Below are 25,306 nucleotides of genomic sequence, written 5' to 3'. Positions count from 1 at the left end.
TTTCGTCGCATCACAACCCCCTTTCAACCGGGCAGAGCCCACTTCAGCTCTTGCGCAATGTTATACTGTCACATAGAGGAGTTCTATGGCAAGTTGTCCTCCTTCGATTCGTCATCGGCTCGATCGTCTCGGTGTCATGCTTTCTGCGCTGTGCGCTGTGCACTGTGTTGCCGGCGTGGTGGTGGTGGCCGTTTTAGGTCTCGGCGGGGGTCTTTTACTGGCACCTGAAATTCATCGTTATGGTCTGGCGGCGGCGACGCTGATCGCTGGCTTGGCCATCGGTCTTGGCACGATGCGCCATCGCCGCCGTTTGCCGCTTCTTGTGGCGACCGCCGGCCTGTCCTGTATGGCCGTCGCCCTCTTTGTCGGCCATGGGGTAGAAGAAGCTGTACTGACAGTGGCAGGAGTGTTTCTTGTTGCATTGGGGCACTTGCTCAACTTGCGCCCGGCGTAACACTCGCTATCTCGCAGGGCATGACTGCACCGCTCACACTCACCGTTAATGGTGAAACCCGCCGCACCGAAGCCTCCACTATTGCCAAGCTGGTTGAGGAGCTTGATCTCACGCCTGAAAAAGTGGCTGTGGAGCGCAATGGCACAATCGTGCCGCGCTCCACATTGGGAGACGCTCCGCTCGTCGATGGCGACAGGCTGGAAATCGTTCATTTCGTGGGAGGTGGCGATGCGGCATCTGTCGATGACGATAGCTGGGAAGTAGCAGGGCATCGTTTTACGTCGCGGCTGATTGTCGGAACAGGCAAATATAAGGATTTCGCACAGAATGCTGCGGCGATGGAAGCTGCCGGAGCCGAAATCGTCACCGTGGCGGTTCGCCGGGTGAATGTGTCGGACCCACAGGCACCTATGTTGACTGACTATATCGATCCGCAGAAGGTTACATACCTGCCTAACACGGCAGGCTGCTTCACGGCAGAGGAAGCCATACGGACCTTGCGGCTTGCGCGTGAAGCAGGCGGTTGGGATCTAGTGAAGCTCGAAGTTCTGGGTGAAGCGCGCACGCTTTATCCCGATATGCGTGAGACTTTACGGGCTACCGAAACGCTGGTTGCCGAAGGGTTCAAACCGATGGTTTATTGCACGGATGATCCCATTGCCGCCAAGCAGCTGGAAGAAGCCGGTGCAGTCGCCATAATGCCGCTCGGTGCACCGATCGGATCGGGGCTTGGTATCCAGAATCGAGTGACTATTCGCCTGATCGTGGAAGGCGCCAATGTTCCGGTGCTGGTCGATGCGGGTGTCGGCACGGCGAGCGATGCAGCAGTGGCGATGGAGCTGGGGTGCGATGGTGTGCTGATGAACACGGCAATTGCCGAAGCGAAAGATCCGGTCCGTATGGCACGAGCGATGAAATATGCTGTACAGGCCGGGCGTGACGCCTATCTTGCCGGGCGAATGGGGACGCGCAAATATGCTGATCCGTCCAGTCCTCTTTCCGGCTTGATCTGAGACTGTATAGACCTCGCTTTTGCGGATAGCGGAGTGCCGGCTTTACCGGTTGCTAATCTTAATCTGCGATCCTTCTGTTCGGGACAATGAACGGGATGATCGTGGGAAATACAGCAACTGTGTCACTGACAATCGCCGAATGGCGCGAATTCGCCGGTTTTACAGTGGCCGAGCAGGATTATATTGAACGGGCGCTGGATATTGGTTTGGCCCGGTGCGATGCTATCCATTATTGGGCGCGTGGCGCTGGTGATCGGGCTATGTTGCGCGAGCATTGCAACGCTTACCACGCCTTGCCCTCTCTTCGGAAAATGCTTTTATCCGGTCCCTGCGCCGAAGATATAGATATCTTTCTGGCACCACTTTTATGCATGGCAGCATTCGATCTGGCGCAGAACAGGCTCGAGAGTTTCGGCTCGTTTCGCTTTCTTTATGAGCGGCTTATGGGAGCGGCTGCGCGCCCTTGGCTTCCTTCGGTCTTTTGTGCTGCGGCTGCTTTGCCGCAGATCCGCCCAGAACGGCGTAAGATCTTGCTCCGGTCTCTCAGTGAAGCGGCCGCAACTGCCCCAGCCTGGTCTGATGATGAACCACGCTTCTATCCCGGTCATCTCGATGACGCAGTTGCTTAGCGATTTTTGTTTATAATTCAGGCAAAGCTTGTTCAGCTGCGATAGAGACTGTCCATTCGCGCACCATATTGTTCACGAATCTTGTGCCGACGGATTTTAAGGCTCGGCGTCAATTGCTCGTTCTGGATCGTAAAGGGCGTATCCGCAAAAACAAACTGGCGTACTTTTTCTGTGACGGACAATTCGCGATTAACCCGGTCGATGGAATCGCGGATGGCCTGACGGAAGTTCGCATCATCTTTTAGAGCAGCAAGATCTTTGGGCGCACCATTGGCAGAGGCCCATTCCATAGCCCATTCTTCATCGGGCACGATCAGGCCGACAACATAAGGCTTCTGTTCGCCCGCGATCATCGCCTGTCCGATTTCAGGCTGCAGAGTCAGCATCCCTTCAACCTTCTGCGGGGCTATATTGTCCCCCTTATCGTTAACGATCATGTCTTTTTTGCGGTCGGTAATCTTGATCCGTCCGCCATCGTCGAAATGGCCAATATCGCCTGTATGGAGCCAGCCATTCTGCAATGCGCGTGCGGTTTCTGCTGGATTGCGCCAATAGCCATGCATAATCAGCTCGCCACGCACCAGAATTTCGCCATCGTCGGCAATTCTGACTTCTACATCCTTGAGCGGCGGGCCCACCGTGTCGAGCTTGATTCCGGCTCCGGGATGGTTGCAGCTGATAACTGGAGCGGCCTCCGTCTGGCCATAGCCTTGCAGCATGATAAGACCAAGCGCCTGAAAGAAACGCCCCACATCGGGGTTGAGCGGGGCACCGCCGGAAATCAGCGCATTCATCCGTCCGCCGAAACGGGCGCGGATTTTCGGACGCAGTGTCTTTTCGAGCAGCAGATCAAGTAGTCTGTCGCCCGGTCGCGTCTTACCGCTGGATTGCCGTTCGGCCAGTGCGATCGCCTTGTCGAGCAGAAAACCGGGTACTTTACCTTGTTTGGCAATCTGCTTCATCATTCGGGTACGCAACACTTCGAACAGGCGCGGCACCACAATCATTAATGTCGGGCTTGCTTCCTCGATATTGCCAGCCAGCTTGTCGAGACCCTCAGCATACCAGATTTCCGATCCCAATCCGATGGGCAGGAACTGACCCGCCGTATGTTCATAGGCATGACTCAATGGCAAAAAAGACAGGAAGCGATGATCCCAGGCGTGGAAATTTTCGTCCAGCAAAGTTGCTGCACCATCAACATTGCTCAGGATCGCGCCGTGATGCTGCATAACGCCGCGGGGAGCACCGCCTGTACCGCTTGTATAGATGATACAGGCGGTATCTTCACGTTTGATGGTGGCGATCCGCTGATCCACCGCTGACCGCGCAGCAGTGGGATCGCCCTGCAGGAGATCGTCCCACTGATGACAGGAAAAGCTGCCCGACTGGGCGCTGCGTAACTTTTCCATGCCAATCGCATGTTCTGCGATTCCTGTACGTGTGATCGCAGGCAACAGCGGTTTGGCAAGCTTCGCGGTCGATACGATCACTGCCCTCGCGCCGGAATCGGACAGGATATGGACGTGGTCTCGTTCTGTATTGGTAATATAGGCTGGTGTGGTGATGCAGCCGGCTGCCATGATAGCAAGATCCGCAATGCACCATTCGGGGCGATTTTCGGAAACCAGAACCACCCGGTCACCATCTTGCAGGCCCATGCGTCGCAAACCTTCCGCCAGCAGACACACCTTTTGCGCTGCTTGTGTCCAGCTCAGGGATTGCCACTTTCCGTCCCGCTTAGCAGTCAGAAAAGGCGCATCGCCCAGCGCATCGGCGCGGTCAAGAAACAGGCGAACGAGATTGTTCGCCGCGGCAAAGTCTGAAAGCTGCACTTTGCGACATCCTCCATGCGGTGCCGGTCGGCCGGCCCGTTACAATCAAGGCGTTAGGGGCATGATAAACCGTAGACAAGCAGGCCATTGCTGCTGTCAGCATCTCGTTGCAATCTATTTTGATGCAATCGGATCGTCATTCACTCCCTACCGCTTCCGTGATAGACGAGAAACCGTCGCGCTCCATCAGTTGTTCCAGCCCGCGCGTGATCTGGCGGGCAATGCCCGGTCCGGCATAGACCATGGCGCTGTAAAGCTGAATTAAGCTCGCTCCGGCGCGAATTCTTTCCCAGGCATCTTCTGCTGTTGCGATACCGCCAACACCGATTAACGGAAGTGCGCCGCCGGTTGCCTTACGGAACTCGCGCAAGCGGGTGAGCGCAAGTTCCTTCAAAGGTGCTCCTGAAAGGCCGCCGGCTTCGCTGGCATGCGGTGAATTTAGCGGAGGACGGGCAATGGTGGTATTGCTGACAATCAGGGCGCCGAGCTTTTTATCGAGTGCGATCCGGGCAATGGCATCGATATCGGCGGGTTCAAGGTCGGGCGCGACTTTCAGAAAAATCGGGACATGGTGGATACCACGTGCTTCAATCACGGCGTCAAGCAGTGTGGTGAGTGCCGCTTCATCCTGTAAGGCGCGCAGACCCGGTGTGTTGGGGCTCGAAATATTGACTGTGAGATAGGAGGCGATCGGTGCCATTATGCGAGTCATTTCAGCATAATCGGCCACCCGGTCGTTAGAATCTTTGTTCGCGCCGATATTGATGCCGACAATACCCGGTTTGCCGTGACGTTTGCTCAGGCGGCGTGCGGCAGCTTCGGCGCCTCCATTATTGAAGCCCATCCGGTTGATAACAGCCTGGTCTGCTTCCAGACGGAACAGGCGTGGCCTGCGGTTGCCGGTTTGAGGGCGCGGTGTGATCGAGCCGACCTCGGCAAATCCGAAACCGAGGCGCAATATGGCATCCGGAACTTCTCCATCCTTGTCGAAACCGGCAGCAAGGCCAACAGGATTGGGAAAAGACAGTCCCGCTACAGTGGCAGTCAATTTGCTATCGGAGGAGCCGGAAATTTTACCGGGCAAAAGACGTAAACTACGCAGAGCGAGCCCATGGGCTCGCTCGGGATCGATGGCGAAAACAGCCTTTTTCACAAGCTCGTAAAGCATGGGGCAAGCCATGCCAGAGGGATTGTATGCTGTCACTCGCTCAGAGTCGCATCATAAAAATTATGCACACGCATATGTTTTGCAGGTCTTTGTCGTCTTCCTACAATTATTTCGATAGGGATATAGCAAAACTCAACTTGCGACCCGAAGGGCTCGGAGCAGGAATGCAACGAGTTCTCGACTTAGAGGGCGGCAGCAGAAGCTGTCGCCCTTTTTTTATGCAAATCAGAGAGTTGCTGCAAGAAATTTTGCTAATCGCAATTGCCTTGCAGATGCAGGTTTGTGAGTCGTCCTACGATTCGGATGCTTCGTTTTCTTATCTCTTCGTCACTCATTAGAATTTCTATCGATTTCCATATGTTGCAACGATTGAAAAGGGGGGGAAAGGCTCCTAGGTGAAACCGGAGAAAATCGCTCCGATTTAAGATAGAGCGTTTTAACGGGTCATATGGGACAGGCCCGCAGCAGGGCCGGAAACGGAAATGAAATGCGATTGAGCAGTATGGCAGATTACGCTGTCGTAGCAATGAGCGCCGCCGCGCGCCATTGCGGCTCCACGCGCGTTTCTGCCACCCAGCTGGCGGAAGAAACCGGTCTCCCCATTCCTACGGTACAGAAGCTGGTCAGCCTGCTCAGCGCAGCTGGCTTGCTGCATTCGGTGCGCGGTGTGAAGGGGGGGTTGCAGCTCGCCCGGCCGGCCGCAGCCATTAGTCTGGCCGATATTGTCGAAGCAGTTGAAGGGCCGATTGCGCTGACCGCCTGTGTCGAATCCTCGCGTCATGATTGCGCGCTGGAAAAAAGCTGCACGGTGCGCCCGCATTGGCCAATCGTAAATGAGGCATTGCGCGGTGCGCTTGCTGACGTGCCGCTGAGTCGCCTCGCCCGGCTGGAGCCGGCTCCAATGGAACAGCCTGCATGAGTGAAGAGATGAAAACCGCAGATACACCCGAACAGGGCACTACAATTCAGGATCAGTCCGCTCGCGATGCCGCGAAACGGCTGGAAACCTACGAGTTCGGCTTTTCCTCCGATATTGAGCAGGAATTTGCGCCCAAAGGTCTCAACGAAGATACGATTCGTTTCATTTCGGCCAAGAAGCAGGAGCCGGATTGGATGCTCGAATGGCGCCTCAAGGCGTTTCGTTTATGGCAGACTATGGAAGAGCCCAACTGGGCGAAGCTGGGTTACCCTGCCATCGATTATCAAGATGCTTATTATTACGCTGCGCCCAAAAAGAAGGACGCGGTGAAAAGCCTTGATGAGGTCGATCCCGAAATCCTCTCTGTATATGAAAAGCTGGGCATTCCGATTGAGGAGCAGAAAGTCCTCGCCGGAGTGGAAGGTGCGCGCAAGGTCGCGGTCGATGCCGTGTTCGATTCCGTATCGGTTGCCACCACTTTTCGCGATGAACTGCAAAAAGCAGGCGTCATCTTTCTGTCGATCAGCGAAGCATTGCGCGAATATCCCGATCTGGTGAAGAAATGGCTGGGCAAGGTCGTGCCGCAGCGTGATAATTTCTTCGCCACACTAAACAGCGCGGTCTTTTCGGATGGCACCTTCGTTTACATTCCCGAAGGGGTGCGCTGCCCGATGGAGCTTTCAACCTATTTCCGTATCAATGCGGAAAATACGGGACAGTTCGAAAGGACGTTGATCGTAGCCGAAAAGGGCTCTTACGTGTCCTATCTGGAAGGCTGCACAGCGCCGATGCGTGATGAGAATCAGCTCCATGCCGCTGTGGTGGAACTGGTTGCGCTTGATGATGCAGAGATCAAATATTCGACTGTCCAGAACTGGTATCCCGGTGATGCTGAGGGCAAAGGCGGGATCTATAATTTCGTCACCAAGCGTGGTCTGTGTCAGGGCGCCCGATCCAAGATCAGCTGGACGCAGGTTGAAACCGGCAGTGCGGTGACCTGGAAATATCCGAGCTGTGTGCTCAATGGTGAGGATTCGGTCGGCGAATTCTATTCGGTGGCGGTAACCAATAATCGTCAGCAGGCCGATACCGGCACCAAGATGGTGCATAACGGCAAGAACAGCCGCTCGACGATCATTTCTAAGGGTATTTCCGCTGGCTACAGTAACAATACCTATCGCGGTCTTGTTCGGGTTGGACCCAATGCCGAGAATGTGCGCAACTTCACGCAGTGTGATTCGCTGCTGCTCGGTGACCAGAGCGGTGCGCATACGGTGCCTTATATCGAGGTGAAGAATCCCACCGCGCAGATTGAGCATGAGGCGACCACCTCCAAGATCAGTGATGACCAGCTGTTCTATGCGATGCAGCGAGGGCTGGATGAAGAGCAGGCTGTAGCGCTTATCGTGAATGGCTTTGCCAAAGAAGTCCTGAAAGAGCTGCCGATGGAATTTGCCGTTGAGGCGCAGAAGCTTCTGGCGATTTCGCTGGAAGGAAGCGTTGGATGATGAGGATGCGGATTGGCCTTTTGACACTGCTTTTTGCGGCTGCTCCCGTCACTGTTACGGCGCAAAGCAATGTACAGGTGCCGCAGGCTTTTCAGGGTCGTTGGGAGGAAGCGGCGCAATTCTGCCAGCAACCAAGCGATGCGACGCTGACAATCGAAAGTGATGCATTGCGTGGCTGGGAGGCCACAGGCAACATCACACAGATTGAAACTGTCGGTCCGCGAGAGATCCTGATTACCGCCAGCTATAGCGGCGAAGGAGAAAGTTGGGAATCGACGGCGCGCTATCAGCTTTCCGGTGATGGACAGACCCTCATTACATCCACCGATACCTATAGTTTCAAGCGGATGCGCTGCCCTGAAGGCTAACGCCAGTCCGCTCATACAGAAGAGACAGATATGCTTAAAATCGAAAACCTTCATGCCGAAATTGACGGCAAAGAAATCCTCCGGGGGCTCGATCTCGAAGTAAATGCCGGTGAAGTGCATGCCATTATGGGGCCGAATGGCGCGGGCAAATCCACCCTCGCTTATGTGCTGGGTGGTCGCCCTGGCTATGAAGTGACTCAGGGGACAGTGACTTTCAACGGTGAGGATTTGTTGTCGATGGAGCCACATGAGCGTGCTGCTGCCGGGACATTTCTGGGCTTTCAATATCCGGTTGAAATACCTGGCGTATCGAATGTGCAGTTTCTGCGTGAAGCTTTGAATGCGCAGCGCAAATATCGTGGGGAAGAACCGCTGAGCGGCGGTGAATTTCTCAAACTGGCAAAGGAAAAGGCCGGTTTGCTGCGGCTCGATATGGATATGCTCAAGCGCAATGTGAATGTCGGTTTTTCAGGCGGTGAAAAGAAGCGCGCCGAAATGGTTCAGATGGGCATTCTCGATCCCAAATTCGCCGTTCTGGATGAGACGGATTCCGGCCTCGATATCGATGCGCTGAAAATTGTTGGCGAAGGCATCAACACGATCATGCGTGCACCCGACAAGGGTGTTCTGCTAATCACCCATTATCAGCGCCTGCTCGATTATGTGAAGCCCGATATTGTGCATGTTCTGGCCAAGGGGCGCATTGTGAAGACGGGCGGACCGGATCTGGCTCTTCAACTCGAAAGCGAAGGCTATGAAGCGGTGGCGGCCTGATGGTTGAGGCAGCAACCTATCCGACCCGCAAAGCGGAAGAATGGCGCTATTCGGATGTGGATGCGCTCCATACGCTTGATCTTGCGGCGATCAATGACTGGCAGGAAATCGCCATTGCGCCCGGTGACACCTATCGTGACGTCTTTCTGCTCGATGGCTCCGACGACGTCGATTTGCGGCGATTGCGTGTATCGGTTGGCGAAGGCGGGCGATGCGAAATCTTCGCCGTTAATGCCGCGAGTCAATTTGCGCGGATCGAACTAGATATTAAGCTGGCCAGGGGCGCCCATTTCGAATTTGGCGGTGTGACGCTGGGTGGTGAGCAGACGACACGTGAATTTGTGACGCATGTGATCCATGCCGAACCGGAAGCGACTTCCAATCAGACGGTTCGCGCTGTTCACTGGGGCAAGGGCGTGGGCAACTTTCTCGGCCGGATCGATGTCGCTCGCCACGCGCAGAAGACCGATGCAGCGCAGGACTTTAAGGGCCTGTTGCTGGAGCGCGGCGCTGCTGCCAATGCCGTGCCGCAGCTCGAGATTTTTGCCGATGACGTGAAATGCGCGCATGGCGCAACGGTCGGCCAACTCGATGAACAGGCGCGCTTCTATATGGCCGCTCGTGGCTTGCCGCCCGAGGAAGCTCGCAAGCTGCTGGTTCGCGCTTTTCTGGCGGACGCCTTCGCGGCGCTGGATGATGAAGTGCAGCAGGGCGAGTTGCTCGATCATGCGCTGAAAGCGTTGGGAGACGCCTTATGAGCGAGAATGCTCTGTTGACCCGCAAAGCTGATTTCCCAGGCATGTTGAATGCCGAAGGGCAACCTTGGCATTATCTCGATACTGCGGCCACAGCGCAGAAGCCGCAAGCGGTGATTGACGCGGTTTCCCGGGCGATAGGCTCCGACTATGCGACTGTGCATCGCGGTGTTTATGGGCGCTCGGCTGAAATGACGCTGGGTTATGAAGCCGCCCGCCGCCGGGTGGCTGAATTTATCGGGGGCCGTGAAGAGGAAGTCGTTTTCACCCGCGGCGCCACTGAAGCGATCAATCTGGTGGCTTATAGCTGGGGAGAAAACTGGCTGAAAGCCGGGGATCGTATCCTCGTGTCGCAGCTCGAGCATCATTCCAATATCGTGCCATGGCAACTTTTGCGCGACCGGATAGGAATTGAAATCGATGTTTGCCCGCTCACGGCTGACGGAGCGATCGATCTCGATGCGATGGAACAGATGCTGACACCACAGCACAAGCTGGTGGCGCTGGCGCATATTTCGAATGTGCTCGGTTCGGTGCTCGATGTGAAGCGGGCAGCCGGGCTGGCCCATTGTGTCGGGGCCAAGCTGCTGCTTGATGGCTGTCAGGCCGTTCCCAGAATTTCAGTGGATGTTGGGGCGCTTGATTGCGACTTCTACGCCTTTTCCGGTCACAAGCTTTACGGGCCCACCGGGATTGGTGCTCTGTGGGCCCGAGCGGATATTCTCGACAGTATGAAGCCCTGGCAGGGCGGTGGGTCGATGATCGACAAGGTGACTTTTGAAAAGACCACCTACGCCCCGGCCCCGCAGCGTTTTGAAGCCGGGACGCCGGCTATTGTCGAGGCTATCGGTCTGGCCGTAGCCTGCGACTATGTGACAGATACCGGGCTCGATACAATTCATGCCCATGAAGCGCGGCTGGTTGCGCAGACGCGGGAGGCTTTGCGCGGCATGAATGATGTGACCGTTTTCGGGCCGGAAGATTCGGCCGGAATCGTCAGTTTCGCCATGCTGGGGGTTCACCCGCATGATCTCGGCACCATATTGGATGAAGAGAATGTTGCGATTCGCGCCGGTCATCACTGCGCGCAACCGCTGATGGAGCATCTCGGCGTTCCCGCCACGGCCCGCGCCAGCTTCGGCCTGTATAGTGATGAAGAGGATGTGGCGGCACTGATTCGCGGCATCGAGCGTACCAAGAGGATTTTCGGATGAGCGAGACGAGCGAAAAGAAGGAATATGTCGCTGCACCGCCGCCCACGGAGCAAGTGATTGGCGTGGACAAGCCCCCGCGTGCACGCGTCTCGGATATCCCGTCCCCGACGGAGGAGTCCGAGGAAAACGGCGAACGCAAGAAAGATTATCTCGATGGTTTCCTTGCAAAAGCCCCTGAAGGGATATCCGCCGGGGAGCCGGGCGGCCCGCTTTATGAGGCGGTGATCGAAGCGCTGAAGGATATTTACGATCCGGAAATTCCGGTGAATATTTACGATCTTGGTCTCATCTATGGTGTCGATGTCACCGACGATGCCGATGTCGCGATCACCATGACTCTGACCACACCGCATTGTCCTGTGGCTGAGACCATGCCTGGCGAAATCGAATTGCGGATCGGCAATATTCCGGGCGTGCGCGATGCACAGGTCAATGTAACCTGGGACCCGCCATGGGATCCTGCCAAAATGAGCGATGAAGCGCGTCTCGAACTGGGAATGCTATGATGGCTGAAACCAAAACCCGCACTCGCCCCGCTGCCGTGTCTCTCACTCCTGCGGCTGAGCAACGCATTGCCGATCTGATGGCGAAAGCACCGGAAGGGGCGATCGGTGTCAAACTCTCCACGCCTCGTCGCGGCTGTTCGGGCCTTGCTTATTCGGTCGATTATGTGACCGAAGAGAATAATTTCGATGAGAAGATCGAAACCCCCGGCGGCCTGTTCTATATTGACGGCGCTTCGGTGCTTTATCTGGTGGGATCGGTCATGGACTGGCAGGAGGATGATTTCACTGCCGGTTTCGTGTTTGATAATCCCAATGCCAAAGGTGCCTGCGGTTGCGGTGAAAGCTTTATGGTCTGATAGTTGCGCGTTGGCTGGTGAATAGGGTCAGCCCCGCTCTTCTGAGAGAAAAGCCAGCAAGGCGCAGTCATAATCGTCTCGCTCACCCCTGGGACCGAGATGGTCGTCGAGCCATTTCTGTTCGGTAGTGGAAATCTGTGCAGCCCGTGCCACCTGCTTATCGAGGCTGACAGTGGAATCTGTGCGCTTTCTGCCGAAAACCACCCCCATACTATTGGGAGCTTCCTGCGCCATACGGCCCAAGAAGCGACCTGCATGATGATTCCGGTCGCTCATGAATTTGTCCAGTGCTTTGGCCTTTTTACGCGATAATTGCGCGTTACTTGGCGAAAAGCCCCGCAGATAATTGGCTACGCCCTGTACGAAGAGCTGCTCCCATTCGGGCGCATTTTCAGCATGGCGCGTCGCCTGTTTGATGCGGAACAGCAGATCCGCTTCGCGCTTGCTGACAGCGGCCGGCCGGTCACTCGCCGGAGCAAAAATCACACGACGCAAGATCGTGCATTCGGCTGATGTTACATGGTTTGCGGCCAGTTCACCTCCGCAGCGTGTGGGGCCAGTACCGGTGAGGATCGCCCGCTCCAATTCTTCCAGAATAAAGCACCTCAGATTTTCGGGTACGCTGTCAGCCTGCTCGACCAGCCGGGTAAGCAGATGCAGCTCGGCCATACTGTTCAGATGCCCCGAGTCGCTAAGCCGGGAAATGAGCCAGTATCCCTGTTCCTCGCTGACATGGCCTTTCGGATCGATGCCGTTCAGCACATGGTCGCCAATCGCTTCGACAAAGAAGTCTACCCATTCTTCGGGCCGTTCGGTCAGTGCATCGTTAAGATCGAAAATCGCTTTGGCCTGAGACGGTGTAATTTCTCCGTCGGACCAGCCTGTGCGCCGCAAGGCCAGAATATCTGAAGAGGCAATGATCCCGTCTGCCGCAATTGACTGCGCAATTTTCTCGAATTGCATATTCATGCCCCGGAGAAGCCCTTTCCGTGTCCGGTCGGCATTGTGTGCGCAGAGGTTTAAATCAATGTTACCGAGGGATTTTTTGCAATAGTTGTCTGTTCTGCAAGGTGCCGCACAAATAATCGGCGAATGCGCGTATGCGCGGGACCATATCGGCGCGGGAAGGGAACGTCAGTGTAAGCCTGGTGCTGCCCTGGATGCTATCGGGCAACAGCTGCTGCATTTGTTCGTTTGCCAGCGCTTCGCGGCACAGTCCGGTCGGCAACAGGCCGACGCCGAAGCCGCAAACCACAAGATCCCGGGCCATAAAGTGGTTGTCCACTTCGATTGCGGGTTCGGGAAGCTCTGCTCCACCGAGAACGACACCCTTGAGATAGTTTCGCAAAGCGACAGGCGGAGCAATAAATTGCGTGATGTCGGCTATTGCGCGCGGCTGTCCGTGATGTGCGACCCATTCGCTGCTTGCACAAAAGGTCCATTCCATGTCGAGTAAGGGCCGTTCCACTGCATCCGGCGCATGATTGCGGCCGGCACGGATTGCGATATCGATATTTTCGCGGACAAGATCGATCTTGGTATTGGTGAGCGTGATCGCAAAACGCACTTCCGGGTGTTGGCGGGTGAAGCCGGCTACCGCCTCAGCCAGAAACAGGCCTGGGAAATCGCTGGGTGCAGTAATGCGGATCAGCCCCTGCAAAGTACCGGAATGGCCACGCAGGCTCTCCATGGTGCGGTCCAGCCTGTCCAGAAGACCATCGGCTTCCTGAAACAGGCGCTGTCCGTCCTCGGTCAGTGTGATGGAGCGGGTCGAGCGCTTGAGGAGCCGGAGGTCAAGAGATTGTTCGAGCGAACGAACCTGAAGACTGAGTGTTGAACGCGGTGTTCCGCTGCGTCGAGCAGCGGCGGAAAAGCCTCCTGCGCGCACTACCGCAACAAAGGCCTGAAGAGGATCGAGCTTCACCATTATTGTCCAGAATTTAGGATTATCTGTCCATTATCTGCCGGATAATCAGGCAGTGGCGCAAGTGCTAAAGCCAAGTGAACCATTTGAGGAATGATTATGACTGAAACAGATACCGGTCCGGATATACCGCGTGGCTTGCTTGCGACATGTGGCACAGCAGATTTTTCGGGCATCCATGCCGAGATATTGCTGGGCGGAGAGGCGGCGCCCCTGACGGCCATGGCGTTGACTGTCGCGCCTGCACTTGGCGCTCCGGCTCATATATCCTTCACCGAAGACAAACTGTTCACCGTTACACGCGGGCATTTGCTGTTTCTCGTCGGGAATGATCGTTTTTTGGCGGAATGCGGCGCCTCGGTCTTTGTGCCCCAAGGCGATGTGCATAGTTTTTCGGCCCTGGATGGCAGCGCCTGTATGATGCTTGTCGCGACCCCGGCACGGCATGATCGCTTTTTTCAGGCAATGGGCAGTCTGCCTTTACCCCATCGGCCCGAAGAGGTGCAGGCGGTGTGCGAGCGCTATGAACAGGCAATTGTCGGGCCTGTTGTGCAGCCCTGATTTTCCTTATCGTCGCAAAGCTTTGACGCAGGCAGCGCGGTCGACATCGAGTCCGTCGCTCTGGCGGCGGGCATCGACATAGGTGGCGACCGGCTCTGCGCCTTCCCGTGTGGGATAGAGATAGATGTCCAGCACACAGGAAGAACCGGCAAATTGCAGCTTCTGCATGTCGCCTTCATGTACATCGAGGCGCGGCGGGCCGAACAGGCGGATAAGCGCCTTACTGTCCTTTAGAATAACATCTTCCAGCCCCGCCATGCGCAGTACCTGCGGGGCCTCAAAGCCGCGTTTGGCCGGTGGCGGCGGAGCGGGTCTCGTCGGTGGCACGCGGATCGGCTTGTCGCGACTGGGCGGTGGTGTGCTGTTGCCGGTGATGCCGCCACTGCTGGCGCAGGCTGCGAGCAGGGGAAGCAGACATAAAGCCGGATTAAGCCGCATGATTATCTCTCTTGCGATGAAGAAGGTGAGTGGCTGCCGCTGCACCGAGCACAGGGGCAAGAAAATTGGCGACGGGCACAAGAAGAAGCGCCGCTACAATGCCGCCTAGCATAAAGCGCTCGCTTCGCGAAAACGGAGCAGGCGCGTCGGGTGTATGGCAGTGGCGCAGCCATACCATGTCCTGCAATTCGCGGCCCAGTAACAGGGCATTGACGGCCCAGAACAAAATGGCCGGGCCGATTGCGGTGAACAACAGCAGGATAGCGAAGGGAAGAACGATTATATTGGTGAGCAGCGCCCTGCCTGAGGCAGCAAGGCCGACCGACCATTCCTGTTTCAAAGACAGGTTGCGGGCCTGTTGTGCAGCTCGCGGGTAATATCGTGTTTCGACGGCCTCGATGATCTCTCCGGCAAAGAACTGGATCACTGCCATGGCGACAATTCGCCAGATCAGCCATATTGCGATGAAGGAAAGCACCAGGCTTGCCGTTTCGCGCAAGCCTGCGGAACCTGCAAATAAAGTGTCTGACAGACCGGCTCTGGCCAGTATCCAGTCGAGACCGTACCATACACCCGTTCCCAGAACGGCAACGATCAGCGCCGTCAAAGTGACGCTTTTGGCAAGGATGCGCCACAGCTTCGGTCCGGTGAGTTGACCGAGAGCAAGCATCAGACTTGTGACGATAACAGGCATCTATGGTTGCGATTACGTGCCTGCGGGTCCAAGTCAACGTCCGAATGACTTGCCCATAAAAGAGGAATTTCATGAGTAAGCCCAGATATGATGTGGTCGCAATCGGCAATGCCATCGTCGACGTAATGGCACCCTGCGAAGACGAATTGATCGAAGAGCTGGATATGGTGCGCGGGGGCATGACCCTGATCGATACCGACCGCGCCGGAGAATTATACGATGCTATGGGCCCGGCCCGCGAAATTTCGGGCGGATCAGCGGCCAATACGCTGGCCGGCCTGTCAGCGCTGGGGTCGCAATGCGCTTTTATCGGTCAGGTTGCGCAGGATCAGTTAGGCGATGTGTTCGCTCATGATATTCGCGCTGTCGGTATCGATTTCGATACGGCTGCACGCGCTGGTGATCCGCCGACTGCCCGCTGCCTGATCTTTGTGTCGCCCGACGGGCAGCGCACTATGAATACTTATCTCGGCGCGACGCAATATCTGCCGCCCGAAGCGCTCGATCTCGATGTGATTGCAGGCGGATCTGTATTGTTCCTCGAAGGCTATCTGTGGGATCCGGAAGAACCGCGCGCGGCTATGCGCAAAGCGATTGACGCCGCCAAGGCAGCGGGCCGGCAAGTGGCCTTCACCCTGTCCGATCCCTTCGTGATTTCCCGTCACGGGCAGGATTTTCACGAACTGATCGATCAGGGCAAGATCGATATCATCTTTGCCAACCATCTCGAACTGGCTGCACTGACCGATAAGGAAGATTTCGAGGAAGGTATTGCTGCCCTTGCCCCGCGTGTGCCGACTCTGGTGGTAACGCGTGGCCCGGAAGGTGCCGTCGTTGTCCGGGGAGAGGAACGCGCCGAAGTTTCAGCTGAACCCATTGAGGAAGTTGTCGATACAACCGGCGCAGGCGATCTTTTCGCGGCCGGATTCCTTCATGCGTTTGTCCGTGAGGAGCCGCTGGAAAAGTGTCTCCGCCTCGGTGCTATTGCTGCAGCGGAAATCATTTCCCATTACGGTGCGCGCCCGGAAGTGGATTTGCAGGCGCTGGCGGAAAAGAAACTGGGCTGACAGGCTTTGCCACTGCGAGGGTTGCAGATTGTTCTGTGCCCTCGCAGTGACGATCATCGTGAAATAGTTATTTTTTGCGGGCGATTTCCCGCCAGCCGATATCGCGGCGGTATAAGCCACTCGGGAAGTCGATCTTTGCGACTGCCTGGTACGCGTTATGTTGCGCTGTGGCCGTGTTGTCGCCGGTTGAGGTCACGTTTAGAACACGCCCTCCATTGGCGATGAGATTGCCATTTTCCGCGCGTTTCGTACCTGCATGAAAGACTTTAGCCCCTTCTGCTTCGGCTTTCCCGATACCTGAAATGCTGCCGCCTTTCTCGGGTGCATCGGGATAACCTTTTGCGGCCATAACAACTGTAAGCGCCACTTCTCGGGCGAAATCTGCGCGTTCCATCGTGCCAAGGCGGCTTTCCGCGCATGCCAGCATATAATCGGCCAGATCGCCCTGAAATCGCATCATCAGCACCTGGCATTCAGGATCACCGAAGCGACAATTATACTCGATCAGCTTGGGTCCTTCTTCTGTCAGCATCAGCCCGGCGTAGAGTACACCAGAATAAGGCATGCCTTCGTCGGCCAGTGTCTTCACAGTCGGAGCAATGATCCGCTGCATCACCTGTGCACGGATCTCCGGTGTCAGGATCGGGGCTGGACTGTAAGCACCCATCCCGCCTGTATTCGGCCCGGTATCACCCTCGCCTACCCGCTTGTGATCCTGTGCAGTCCCGAATGCCATGACTGAAGCTCCATCGGTTAGAGCGAAGAAACTAGCTTCCTCTCCTTCGAGAAATTCCTCGACCACAACTTCTGCACCGGCCGCACCGAACCGACCGCCGAACATATCTTCCAACGCTGCTTCGGCTTCTTCCCGATCGGCTGCGATTACCACCCCCTTGCCCGCTGCCAGACCATCGGCCTTGAGCACATATGGAGCAGAGAAGCGCGAGAGTGCGGATATCGCTTCGTCGAGACTCGTTGTGCGAATATAGCCAGCAGTCGGTATGTTGGCGCGCTCGCACAAATCCTTGGTAAAGCCTTTGGAACCCTCAAGTTGCGCTGCCGCGCGCGACGGTCCGAATACAGCGATACCTTCGGCACGTAGCGAGTCTGCGAGTCCATCCACCAGAGGTGCTTCGGGCCCGATCACCACCAGACCCACAGACTTCTCATTGCAAAAATGTGCAACTTGCGCATGATCTGTGACATCAAGCGCGACCAGTTCGGCATGGTTAGCGATCCCCGGATTGCCCGGAGCGGCAAAAAGCGTACGGCCTTCCTTGGCAATTACGCGTGATTGCGCCAGTTTCCATGCCAGTGCATGTTCGCGTCCACCTGAACCCAGCAAAAGGATATTCATGCCCGGCTTTCCCTTCGATGATAATAGGTCTTCTGGTGGGCTGGTAGCCAAGGGTTCGCACGGCGACAACGCTGCACCGCTTTCCATCACCGAAATTTCCGGTCTGCTGAAGCGAACAGTGGAGGATCGTTTTGGACATGTGAAGTTGCGGGGGGAGCTTTCCGGTGTGAAGCGTGCCGCTTCCGGCCATCTCTATTGCGCACTAAAAGATGAAAAAGCAGTGATTGATGGCGTAATGTGGCGCGGTAGCACGCAACGCCTTTCTTTTCTTCCTGAAGACGGGATAGAAGTTGTCGCCAGTGGTAAGCTCACCACCTATCCCGGACGTTCCAAATATCAGATCGTCATTGATCAGATGGAGATTGCCGGCGAAGGCGCGTTACTCGCTCTACTTGAAAAGACCCGCAAACGGCTGGAAGCCGAAGGGCTCTTTGCAGCGGAACGGAAGCGTCGACTTCCTTTCATTCCGCAGGTGATCGGCGTGGTGACCTCGCCAACCGGGGCCGTGATACGTGATATTCTTCATCGCCTTGCAGATCGCTTCCCAAGCCATGTGCTGGTCTGGCCGGTCATGGTGCAGGGGCAGGGGGCGGCAGAACAGGTGGCAGAGGCTGTCAGAGGTTTCGGCGCTCTGCCTGAAGACGGTAAGATTCCCAGACCCGATTTGCTGATTGTGGCGCGAGGCGGCGGCTCGATCGAGGATCTCTGGAGTTTCAATGAAGAGATCGTCATACGGGCCATCGCTGAATCTTCTATACCGGTGATCAGCGCTGTTGGACACGAAACCGATACGACACTGGCTGACTTCGTTGCTGACCAGCGTGCGCCGACGCCGACGGCTGCAGCCGAAATTGCTGTACCGGTGCTGCGCGATCTGGCTGCCACCATCGGTGAATTCGCTTTGCGGCAGAAAAAATGTGCACTTCGTCCGGTTGATCTCGGGCGTGAGCGACTGGAGGCGCGTGCAGGACGTTTGCCGAAACCCGAATCTCTTCTGCAGCAACCAGTCCAGCGGCTTGACGATCTGGGCGAACGGTTGAGGCGTGGGCTGGCTGACAGAGCGGCGCAGGCGCGGAGCCAGTTACAGAGTGATCCCGCGCGACTAGCGGTGCATATGTTGGAGCGTCCGGTACAGGAAGGGCGGTTGCGTCTGGAGGCATTGGGTGGCCGTTTAGGAACGGGATTCAGGCAGGCGGTTCAGCACGGGAATGGCCGGCTTGATCGTGCGGGGGCTGGTTTACGCCCTGCTCTGATCCGCGCAAGAATTGAACGGTCACGTGGCCGGCTTGACAGTTTCGCCCGAGTGCTTCCGCAACTTGACCCGGAAAAACCTCTGGAGCGCGGTTTTGCACGCGTTTTGTCAGTTGACGGTCAGACAATCACATCGCAGGCTCAGGCAGTCAGGGAAACCCTCTTGAGGCTTAAATTCCATGATGCGGAAATGGAGGTTGCCACCGGCTCAGCTTCGGTCCGCAAGCCTGCGCGCGCACCGTCTGCCTCGCCTCCCGAGCAGGGTGACCTGTTCTGAATGGTTCGGTTCTTGCCCCTTCGCGCCTCAGAGCATAAATGGAAAGAATGTTGATGTCTTCTGGCGGCCAGCGTGCCGCAACCCTCATTTATGGCCCAAGCGGCTTTCGTGTTGTCAAATCTGGCGATTTCGTCACCTGTGCTGTGACGGGTGAGGCGATACCGCTTGAAGAATTACGCTATTGGAGCGTTGAAAAACAGGAACCCTATGCCAGCGCGCAGATTGCGACGCGGCGTATTCTCGGCGAAGCTTGATGCGATTGCTTTCGCTGTGTCGTGCTGCGGGATATGGTCTCGTCGGCTACGGAATGCTGGCATTGGCTTCTTGCGCCGTGGTTCCGGCCAGTGAGGGCAGCGATAATGATAATGTGGAAGTCGTGCAGCCTTTACCGACTCCCGTCCCGAGCCCGACGCCCACCGCGCCTCCCCCGCCACCTCCTGAACCCGCGGGGCCGACAACTTTTGTTTATACGGGTGAACTGACACAGGGTGGCTGGATTCGAGGCCAGGTTCCGGCTGGTACTGTTTCGGCAAAGCTGGACGATCAGGACCTGATATTGAGCAACGATGGGGCGTTCTTCGCTGCATTTGATCGTGATGCAGGCGCCAGCGCTATGCTGGTTGCAACATTGCGCGATGGTCAGACAGTGGAGAGCCCTCTCGAGATTGCGCCACGCAAATGGAATATCGAGCATGTGAATGTTGCCAAGCATTCCGGTGGTCCAAGCGCCTCATTTATGAAACGGCGGCGGCCGGAACTTGAAAAGATTTACGCAGCGCGAGCGGTTCTGGCAAAGAGTGATGGTTGGACTCAAAGCTTCATCTGGCCGGTCAAAGGCCGGATTTCAGGGCGTTTTGGCTCCCAGCGTATCTATCGGGGCGAACCAGGAAGCTACCATACTGGGCTCGATATAGCTACGGGCGAAAGCGGCACGCCCATCGTCGCTCCGGCGGATGGCGTAGTGGTTCTCGCTGCCGAAAAGCCCTTCAGCCTCGAAGGCAATTTGTTGATGATTGATCACGGTATGGGCTTGAACAGTGCGTTTCTGCATTTGTCGGAAATCGACGTGAGAGATGGCCAGAAGGTCAAGCAGGGGCAGATGATCGGTCGAATCGGTTCATCAGGCCGCGCAACCGGACCGCACCTGCACTGGAGCATCAAATGGCGCGATGCGCGCCTCGATCCGCTCCTGTTTTTACCATCGATGTAAGCACTGCCTTTGTTACAAAGTGTTTCGAGGCGTTTTATTGGAATGTTGAGCGGAGTAGTTTCAACACGGTGCGCCCATGGTACAATAGTACCATTTTAGCAACAAAAAATTACTTTCACTTGTGTAAGTTGAAATAAAGTTGTTATTTTTCACAGGCTTTTGATTTTTGACTAATTTCGCCTTTGTGTCTTAAATGCCACAGTCTCGGGGCGAATGAGTGCTGCAATGAAACAGCTACTTTACCAGCGCGCCGGAATAAATTTGGTTGTGCCCTATCATTTGCTGATGCGACCTTTTCCGGAAAGTTGACCATCCGGATAATTAAGAACGGTCCTGCCATTTTTAGATGGTGGGTCTTCGGCTTTAGGGGGACTGAATTTTGACCTATTCCAAAAACATTGCGCTGCGTTCGGGGGCTGCCTCACTTGCCTTGGGTGTTGCGTTAATAGCCACACCCGTTTTTGCGCAGAGTTCACAAAGTGACGTTGATCAGTGCAAGCAAGATGAATCTGGTCAATGTCTTTCGGATAGAGAGCTCGCTACTGACTCCACCGGTTCTGATGAAGGTTTAATCATTGTGACTGGATCGCGCATCGCGTCTTCTACAATCACATCAGAAGCTCCGTTGCAGGTACTTACCGGTGAAACGCTAGCAGATGCTGGATCAGTAAATGTTCAGGAAACTCTTCTTGAAAATCCTGTGTTTGGCACTCCTGCTCTTAGCCGTACGAATTCCGCATTTCTAACCAGTGGTACCGGCGTAACATCGATCGACTTGCGCGATCTTGGTTCAAATCGCACGCTTGTGCTTATTGATGGTCGCCGCGTGGTTGCCAGTGTGCCGGGCTCACAGACTGTCGATCTCAATGTAATGCCTACGCAATTCATTGATCGCATTGATGTCCTGACTGGTGGTGCATCTTCGCTTTATGGTTCCGATGCTGTCGCGGGTGTAGTGAACATCGTCTACAAAAAGAACTTCGAAGGTATCACCGCCAATGCTCAGTATGGGGCGACCGAAGAGGGTGACTCTGATCGCTATCAGGCTAACGTAACTGTCGGGTCGAACTTCGCGGATAATTCCGGCAACATCATGGTTCACTTCGGCTATTCGAAGGAAGATGGTCTTCTTTCAAGGGATCGTAAGGGAACGCAGACGGATGCGTTTAGCCTGGGACGTTTGAACGGCAATATCAGTGATCTCTATACCGAATACACACCATATTATTCGTCCTATCCAACTCAAGGTCGCTTTATTGTCGACGGTGGCGATACACAATTCACCTATAGCCCAGATGGCAACCTTCAAGATTGCTTTACAACAAATGGCGATAGCTGTGGGACCGATGGGGTTGGGCCCAATGGCTTCAACCGACAAAACTATCGTACCTTAGCTGTCCCGGTTAAGCGTTATCTCTTCGCTACTCGCGGCAATTATGAGCTCAACGACAATTTGAGTTTCATTTTTGAAGGAACGTACAACAAGACGACTTCATCTCGCATTATCGAACCATTTGCTCTATCGAGTGATGGTTCAACAGGTGTTTATCCTGACAGTGGTGTGATGCCGATTGAAAATTATGTTGTTCAAAATGGTGTGGCTTCGATTGTATCGAATCCTCTGGTTCCCTCTGCAATAGCCGCAGCGGCTACGGATACGGATGGAGATGGTCTACGTGATATTGGCTTTGCTCGGCGCTTGCTAGAATTTGGTAACCGCACAGGTTCTACCGATCGCGACTTCTACCGTTTTGTGGTTGGTTTCGAAGGAGAGATTCTAGACGACAGATTTCATTGGGATGCCAGTTACAATTATGGCCGTGTGGATGAAAGCCAAAGATCAAGTGGCCAAGTTAATGTTGCCAATTTCCGCAACGCTCTCGCGGTAATGCAGGATGTTAACGATGTAGATGGTGATGGCGCAACCGATGACATGGTTTGCATTAACGCTGAGGCGCGCGCTAACGGATGCGTGCCTGCCAATATATTCGGTGCGGGAAATATCTCTGACGATGCTGTGGCTTATATTCAGGCACCAAGTTCCTTGCAGACAAAACTGGAACAACAAGTCCTTCAGGCAAATGTTTCTGGCTCATTGTTTGATTTGCCAGCTGGTTCTGTGGGTTTGGCGACCGGGGTAGAGTACCGTAAAGAATCCTCCAATGAAGACTGGGATGCTCTGACAAATCAGGGTTTGAATGCAGGCAACTTGTTACCTGATACAAGCGGTTCGTTCGATGTGCTTGAAGGTTATATGGAGCTGCGTGTCCCGATTATAGCTGATCAGCCCTTTTTTAAGTTGCTGGAAGTTGGTGGTGCCGTGCGCGTTGCAGATTATTCCACAGTAGGAACCACTACGAGCTACAACGTAACAGGCACTTGGCAGCCGATCGATGATTTGCGTTTCCGCGGAACCTTTGCACGTGCTGTTCGTGCGCCGAATATTGGCGAACTATATGCAGGCATGTCGCAAACATTTCCTTCGGGACTTACTGATCCATGTGTAGGAGTGGGTGCTAGTGGCGGCGGTGCAATTGGAGATAATTGCCGTGCAGCAGCTGGTGTTAGTGAAAACATTGCTCAAAATGGTTCGTTTGTAGCTAGTCAATCAGATCTGCAGGGGATTAGTGGCTTTAACGGTGGCAATCCTGATTTGCACGAGGAGACAGCTGATTCCTGGACAATTGGTGCTGTTGTTAATCCACGTTCTATATATGCACTGCGTAATCTGACGCTTACAATTGATTATTATAATATCAAAATTGACGATGTTATAGCATCTTTTCCGCGTCAGTTTATTCTGGACCAGTGTTATGGTCAGGGCACTTCTAATTTTTGTGACCTAATTATACGCCGTCCAAGTGCAACGGCGACTAACAGTGCCGGATCGATCGAGTATATTAATGCGCTTGATGTGAATGCAGCCCAAATGAAAACAGACGGTATCGATTTTACACTGAATTATCAGATGCCGGTCGGTATCACTAGTGGTGATCAGCTCACGCTTAGTGGTTCATACACCCATGTGTTTAAGAATGATTACTATCCTATCCAAGGTGGTGAAGATGTTGATCGGTCGGCTGGGGAAATCGGTACTGCTAAGGATCGTTTCACTACTAAAGGCGTCTATTCCAACGATGACTTCCGTTGGAGTATGACTGGTACATTTATCGGCCGTTCTTATGAAGATGATCAATTGTGTAGTTCATTGGGAGCGAATCCAAAGTGCATTGGGGTATCCTCACAATTTTATTTGGATACTCAAGTGAGCTATGAATTTATAGAGGGGTTCCAGATTTATTTTGGAATTGATAATCTGTTGGATAATAACGCTCCATTAATCCCTAGCGGAACTACTTTTAATGTTACTGGAGCTAATACTGCAGCTGATGTGTATGATATATTTGGGCGCCGCTACTATGGTGGTGTTCGTTTGAACTTTTAATTTTCTTTAAACACAGAAAGGCGCGAACTTCGACTCGCGCTTTTCTCAATGGTATTCCAGATATGAGACAGTCTTCCTTGAGAAGTGGCTCGGTTTGTCTGAACAGCCTTTGACGTTTGATAAGTGGATCGTCTGCGGGTTGGTTGTTCAAGCTGGAGACCCGCAAAAACCGGTAGCGTTTAGGGGGCTATGGTGATTCACTGATCGGGCGCGATGATGGAGAGCCGTGGTGGATCCCAAGTCCCTGTTCAGTTTGAGCGATCGCCTTGAAGCATTGAGTAAGGAGGGCGATCCGCTCGAGGTTTTGCAGAAGACTGTGGATTTCGAGTATTTCCAGGCGTGGCTGGTCGAAGGCCTTGGCTATGGCGATGGAGCCAAAGGCGGGCGTCCACCATTCGATCCGGTGATGATGTTCAAGGCTCTGATCCTGCAGGCGCAGCATAATCTGTCAGACGCTCGGATGGAGTTCATGATCCGCGATCGGCTGAGTTGGCTGCGGTTTCTGGGGCTGTCGCTTGGGGACCGGACGCCGGACGAGAACACGATCCGGCATTTTCGCAATCGCCTGACCGAGACGGGAACGCTCAAGCGGGTGATGAAGGCCTTTGACTGGCAACTCCAGAAGAAGGGCTATATTCCGATGTCGGGGCAGATCGTGGACGCCTCGCTGGTGCCTGCGCCAAGACAGCGGAACACCGAGGGCGAACGCGAAGCGATCAAGTCGGGCAAGAGCGCCAAGGATATCTGGCCGGACGAGCCGAACAAGGCAGCACAGAAAGATACCGACGCCCGCTGGACCCTCAAGGTTGGCGGGAAAGTCCGGTATCGGGCGGATGGAACGCCGCTCCCCATGATCGCCCTGCCGGTCTTCGGCTACAAATCCCACATTAGCATCGACCGACGCTTCGGCTTCATCCGAGGCATGGCGGTGACTTCGGCGTCAGCGGCGGACGGGCGCCTTCTCCGGCAGGTCGTCAGCACGGACAATACCAGTTCCGAGGTCTGGGCTGACAGTGCCTATCGATCCAGGCGCAACGAGAAGTGGTTGTCGGATCAGATGCTCACGTCCCGCATTCATCGGCGCAAACCCATGGGCAAGCCGATGTCGAGGGCAACCGCGCGGGCCAATGCCGCCAAATCCTCGATCCGGGCCCATGTCGAACATGTCTTCGCGCATCAGAAGAACCGGTTCAACCTGTTCATCCGCACCATCGGCCTGGCCCGCGCTGAGGCGAAACTGACCCTTTGCAACCTGGCCTACAACTTCAACCGCCTGATCTTCCATGAGCGTCGGGCCGCCACAGGATAAGTACGCCCGGAACCTACGGGCGAGGCAGGAAATGACCAGAACCTAACCGACAGGCGCCGCCAATCAGGCGCTCAGATAGCCGATCTGCTTGCAAGGTCGTCGCCCTTCATAAAAGTGACAGCGAAACCATGGTTATTGCGGGTGTCCAGCTGGACACCGGCAATAACCCCTCGCTTTGAGTAGCGGATTGTGATTCTGTGGAGGCATTGGATGGAGAGTTTCGATGCAGCCACGCAGCCTGTTTTCTCTGACGGAGCACCTGGACCGGTTGAGC

General features: G+C 55.1%; 26 protein-coding genes. 18 read left to right on the top strand and 8 right to left on the bottom strand.

Translation table 11 applies throughout. The features are described from left to right. The first annotated feature begins 85 nt into the window (after positions 1-85). From D6851_RS13435 to D6851_RS13425, 3 genes are all read left to right on the top strand, one after another. Positions 86-454, top strand: coding sequence for a MerC domain-containing protein (locus tag D6851_RS13435; protein ID WP_120325418.1), 369 nt, complete (start codon positions 86-88; stop codon positions 452-454). 20 nt (positions 455-474) lie between these two features. Next, complete coding sequence (gene thiS / locus D6851_RS13430; protein ID WP_120325417.1) at positions 475-1,467, top strand: sulfur carrier protein ThiS; 993 nt, start codon at positions 475-477, stop codon at positions 1,465-1,467. Between the two features lie 95 nt (positions 1,468-1,562). Next, positions 1,563-2,096, top strand: a complete 534-nt coding sequence (locus D6851_RS13425) for a hypothetical protein (protein WP_120325416.1) — start codon at positions 1,563-1,565, stop codon at positions 2,094-2,096. Positions 2,097-2,128: 32 nt separating this feature from the next. Here D6851_RS13425 and D6851_RS13420 read toward each other — a convergent pair whose 3' ends face one another. Both D6851_RS13420 and D6851_RS13415 read right to left on the bottom strand, forming a co-directional pair. Beyond that, on the bottom strand, positions 2,129-3,931 hold the full coding sequence (locus tag D6851_RS13420; protein ID WP_120325415.1) for an AMP-dependent synthetase/ligase: 1,803 nt from the start codon (positions 3,929-3,931) through the stop codon (positions 2,129-2,131). Between the two features lie 136 nt (positions 3,932-4,067). After that, positions 4,068-5,099: a quinone-dependent dihydroorotate dehydrogenase gene (locus D6851_RS13415; protein ID WP_183030099.1), complete on the bottom strand. Its 1,032-nt coding sequence runs from the start codon at positions 5,097-5,099 to the stop codon at positions 4,068-4,070. A gap of 487 nt (positions 5,100-5,586) precedes the next feature. On the opposite strand from D6851_RS13415, the gene D6851_RS13405 reads away from it, so the two are divergent. From D6851_RS13405 to D6851_RS13370, 8 genes are read left to right on the top strand one after another with little or no spacing between them, the layout of a single operon-like run. Further along, positions 5,587-6,018: an SUF system Fe-S cluster assembly regulator gene (locus tag D6851_RS13405; protein WP_120325412.1), complete on the top strand. Its 432-nt coding sequence runs from the start codon at positions 5,587-5,589 to the stop codon at positions 6,016-6,018. Then, positions 6,015-7,526: a Fe-S cluster assembly protein SufB gene (gene sufB / locus D6851_RS13400; RefSeq protein ID WP_238474102.1), complete on the top strand. Its 1,512-nt coding sequence runs from the start codon at positions 6,015-6,017 to the stop codon at positions 7,524-7,526. The genes D6851_RS13405 and sufB overlap by 4 nt, the downstream gene beginning before the upstream one ends. Next, a complete protein-coding gene (locus D6851_RS13395; protein WP_120325411.1) occupies positions 7,523-7,894 on the top strand; it encodes a hypothetical protein in 372 nt (123 codons plus the stop codon). The genes sufB and D6851_RS13395 overlap by 4 nt, the downstream gene beginning before the upstream one ends. Positions 7,895-7,924: 30 nt before the next feature. Beyond that, complete coding sequence (gene sufC / locus D6851_RS13390; RefSeq protein WP_120325410.1) at positions 7,925-8,668, top strand: Fe-S cluster assembly ATPase SufC; 744 nt, start codon at positions 7,925-7,927, stop codon at positions 8,666-8,668. Next, positions 8,668-9,426 (top strand): SufD family Fe-S cluster assembly protein, encoded by a 759-nt coding sequence (locus D6851_RS13385; protein WP_120325409.1) that lies wholly within the window; start codon positions 8,668-8,670, stop codon positions 9,424-9,426. The genes sufC and D6851_RS13385 overlap by 1 nt, the downstream gene beginning before the upstream one ends. After that, entirely contained in the window at positions 9,423-10,637 is a 1,215-nt protein-coding gene (locus D6851_RS13380; protein ID WP_120325408.1) for an aminotransferase class V-fold PLP-dependent enzyme, read from the top strand. The genes D6851_RS13385 and D6851_RS13380 overlap by 4 nt, the downstream gene beginning before the upstream one ends. After that, positions 10,634-11,143 (top strand): SUF system Fe-S cluster assembly protein, encoded by a 510-nt coding sequence (locus tag D6851_RS13375; protein ID WP_120325407.1) that lies wholly within the window; start codon positions 10,634-10,636, stop codon positions 11,141-11,143. Before D6851_RS13380 ends, D6851_RS13375 begins: the two co-directional genes overlap by 4 nt. Beyond that, positions 11,140-11,499 carry a HesB/IscA family protein gene (locus D6851_RS13370; protein ID WP_120325406.1) on the top strand — a complete coding sequence of 120 codons (360 nt, stop codon included), beginning with the start codon at positions 11,140-11,142 and terminating at the stop codon, positions 11,497-11,499. Before D6851_RS13375 ends, D6851_RS13370 begins: the two co-directional genes overlap by 4 nt. A 27-nt stretch (positions 11,500-11,526) precedes the next feature. Here D6851_RS13370 and D6851_RS13365 read toward each other — a convergent pair whose 3' ends face one another. After that, positions 11,527-12,462, bottom strand: a complete 936-nt coding sequence (locus tag D6851_RS13365; protein WP_147395483.1) for a hypothetical protein — start codon at positions 12,460-12,462, stop codon at positions 11,527-11,529. 67 nt (positions 12,463-12,529) lie between these two features. Then, a complete protein-coding gene (locus D6851_RS13360; RefSeq protein ID WP_120325404.1) occupies positions 12,530-13,426 on the bottom strand; it encodes a LysR family transcriptional regulator in 897 nt (298 codons plus the stop codon). Between the two features lie 96 nt (positions 13,427-13,522). Between D6851_RS13360 and D6851_RS13355 the strand changes: the two genes are divergently transcribed. Beyond that, positions 13,523-13,984 (top strand): cupin domain-containing protein, encoded by a 462-nt coding sequence (locus D6851_RS13355; protein ID WP_183030098.1) that lies wholly within the window; start codon positions 13,523-13,525, stop codon positions 13,982-13,984. 6 nt (positions 13,985-13,990) lie between these two features. Here D6851_RS13355 and D6851_RS13350 read toward each other — a convergent pair whose 3' ends face one another. Both D6851_RS13350 and D6851_RS13345 read right to left on the bottom strand, forming a co-directional pair. After that, positions 13,991-14,422, bottom strand: a complete 432-nt coding sequence (locus tag D6851_RS13350) for a hypothetical protein (protein WP_120325402.1) — start codon at positions 14,420-14,422, stop codon at positions 13,991-13,993. After that, a complete protein-coding gene (locus D6851_RS13345) occupies positions 14,412-15,116 on the bottom strand; it encodes an EI24 domain-containing protein (protein WP_120325401.1) in 705 nt (234 codons plus the stop codon). Before D6851_RS13345 ends, D6851_RS13350 begins: the two co-directional genes overlap by 11 nt. Positions 15,117-15,187: 71 nt before the next feature. On the opposite strand from D6851_RS13345, the gene D6851_RS13340 reads away from it, so the two are divergent. Next, entirely contained in the window at positions 15,188-16,183 is a 996-nt protein-coding gene (locus tag D6851_RS13340) for an adenosine kinase (RefSeq protein WP_120325400.1), read from the top strand. Between the two features lie 67 nt (positions 16,184-16,250). On the opposite strand, the gene purD is transcribed toward D6851_RS13340, so the two are convergent. Further along, positions 16,251-17,540: a phosphoribosylamine--glycine ligase gene (gene purD / locus D6851_RS13335; protein ID WP_120325399.1), complete on the bottom strand. Its 1,290-nt coding sequence runs from the start codon at positions 17,538-17,540 to the stop codon at positions 16,251-16,253. Between purD and xseA the strand changes: the two genes are divergently transcribed. The 5 genes from xseA to D6851_RS13310 all read left to right on the top strand — a co-directional run bounded on the left by xseA (position 17,539) and on the right by D6851_RS13310 (position 25,032). After that, positions 17,539-19,068: an exodeoxyribonuclease VII large subunit gene (xseA, locus tag D6851_RS13330; RefSeq protein ID WP_120325398.1), complete on the top strand. Its 1,530-nt coding sequence runs from the start codon at positions 17,539-17,541 to the stop codon at positions 19,066-19,068. The two genes, purD and xseA, sit on opposite strands and share 2 nt — an antisense overlap. 47 nt (positions 19,069-19,115) lie before the next feature. Further along, positions 19,116-19,322 carry a DUF2093 domain-containing protein gene (locus D6851_RS13325; protein ID WP_120325397.1) on the top strand — a complete coding sequence of 69 codons (207 nt, stop codon included), beginning with the start codon at positions 19,116-19,118 and terminating at the stop codon, positions 19,320-19,322. Beyond that, positions 19,322-20,278, top strand: a complete 957-nt coding sequence (locus D6851_RS13320) for a M23 family metallopeptidase (protein ID WP_238474101.1) — start codon at positions 19,322-19,324, stop codon at positions 20,276-20,278. The genes D6851_RS13325 and D6851_RS13320 overlap by 1 nt, the downstream gene beginning before the upstream one ends. Before the next feature lie 379 nt (positions 20,279-20,657). Next, entirely contained in the window at positions 20,658-23,723 is a 3,066-nt protein-coding gene (locus D6851_RS13315) for a TonB-dependent receptor domain-containing protein (RefSeq protein ID WP_120325396.1), read from the top strand. Between the two features lie 226 nt (positions 23,724-23,949). After that, positions 23,950-25,032, top strand: a complete 1,083-nt coding sequence (locus D6851_RS13310; RefSeq protein WP_210210360.1) for a transposase — start codon at positions 23,950-23,952, stop codon at positions 25,030-25,032. 71 nt (positions 25,033-25,103) lie between these two features. On the opposite strand, the gene D6851_RS17920 is transcribed toward D6851_RS13310, so the two are convergent. After that, a partial coding sequence (locus tag D6851_RS17920; RefSeq protein ID WP_210210359.1) for a hypothetical protein occupies positions 25,104-25,306 on the bottom strand: 203 nt, incomplete at its 5' end.

Origin of the sequence: Altericroceibacterium spongiae (assembly GCF_003610805.1) — a bacterium.
Lineage (GTDB): Bacteria > Pseudomonadota > Alphaproteobacteria > Sphingomonadales > Sphingomonadaceae > Altericroceibacterium > Altericroceibacterium spongiae.
Note: the sequence above shows the minus strand (reverse complement) of the source record. Positions and strands in the feature narration are given on the sequence as shown.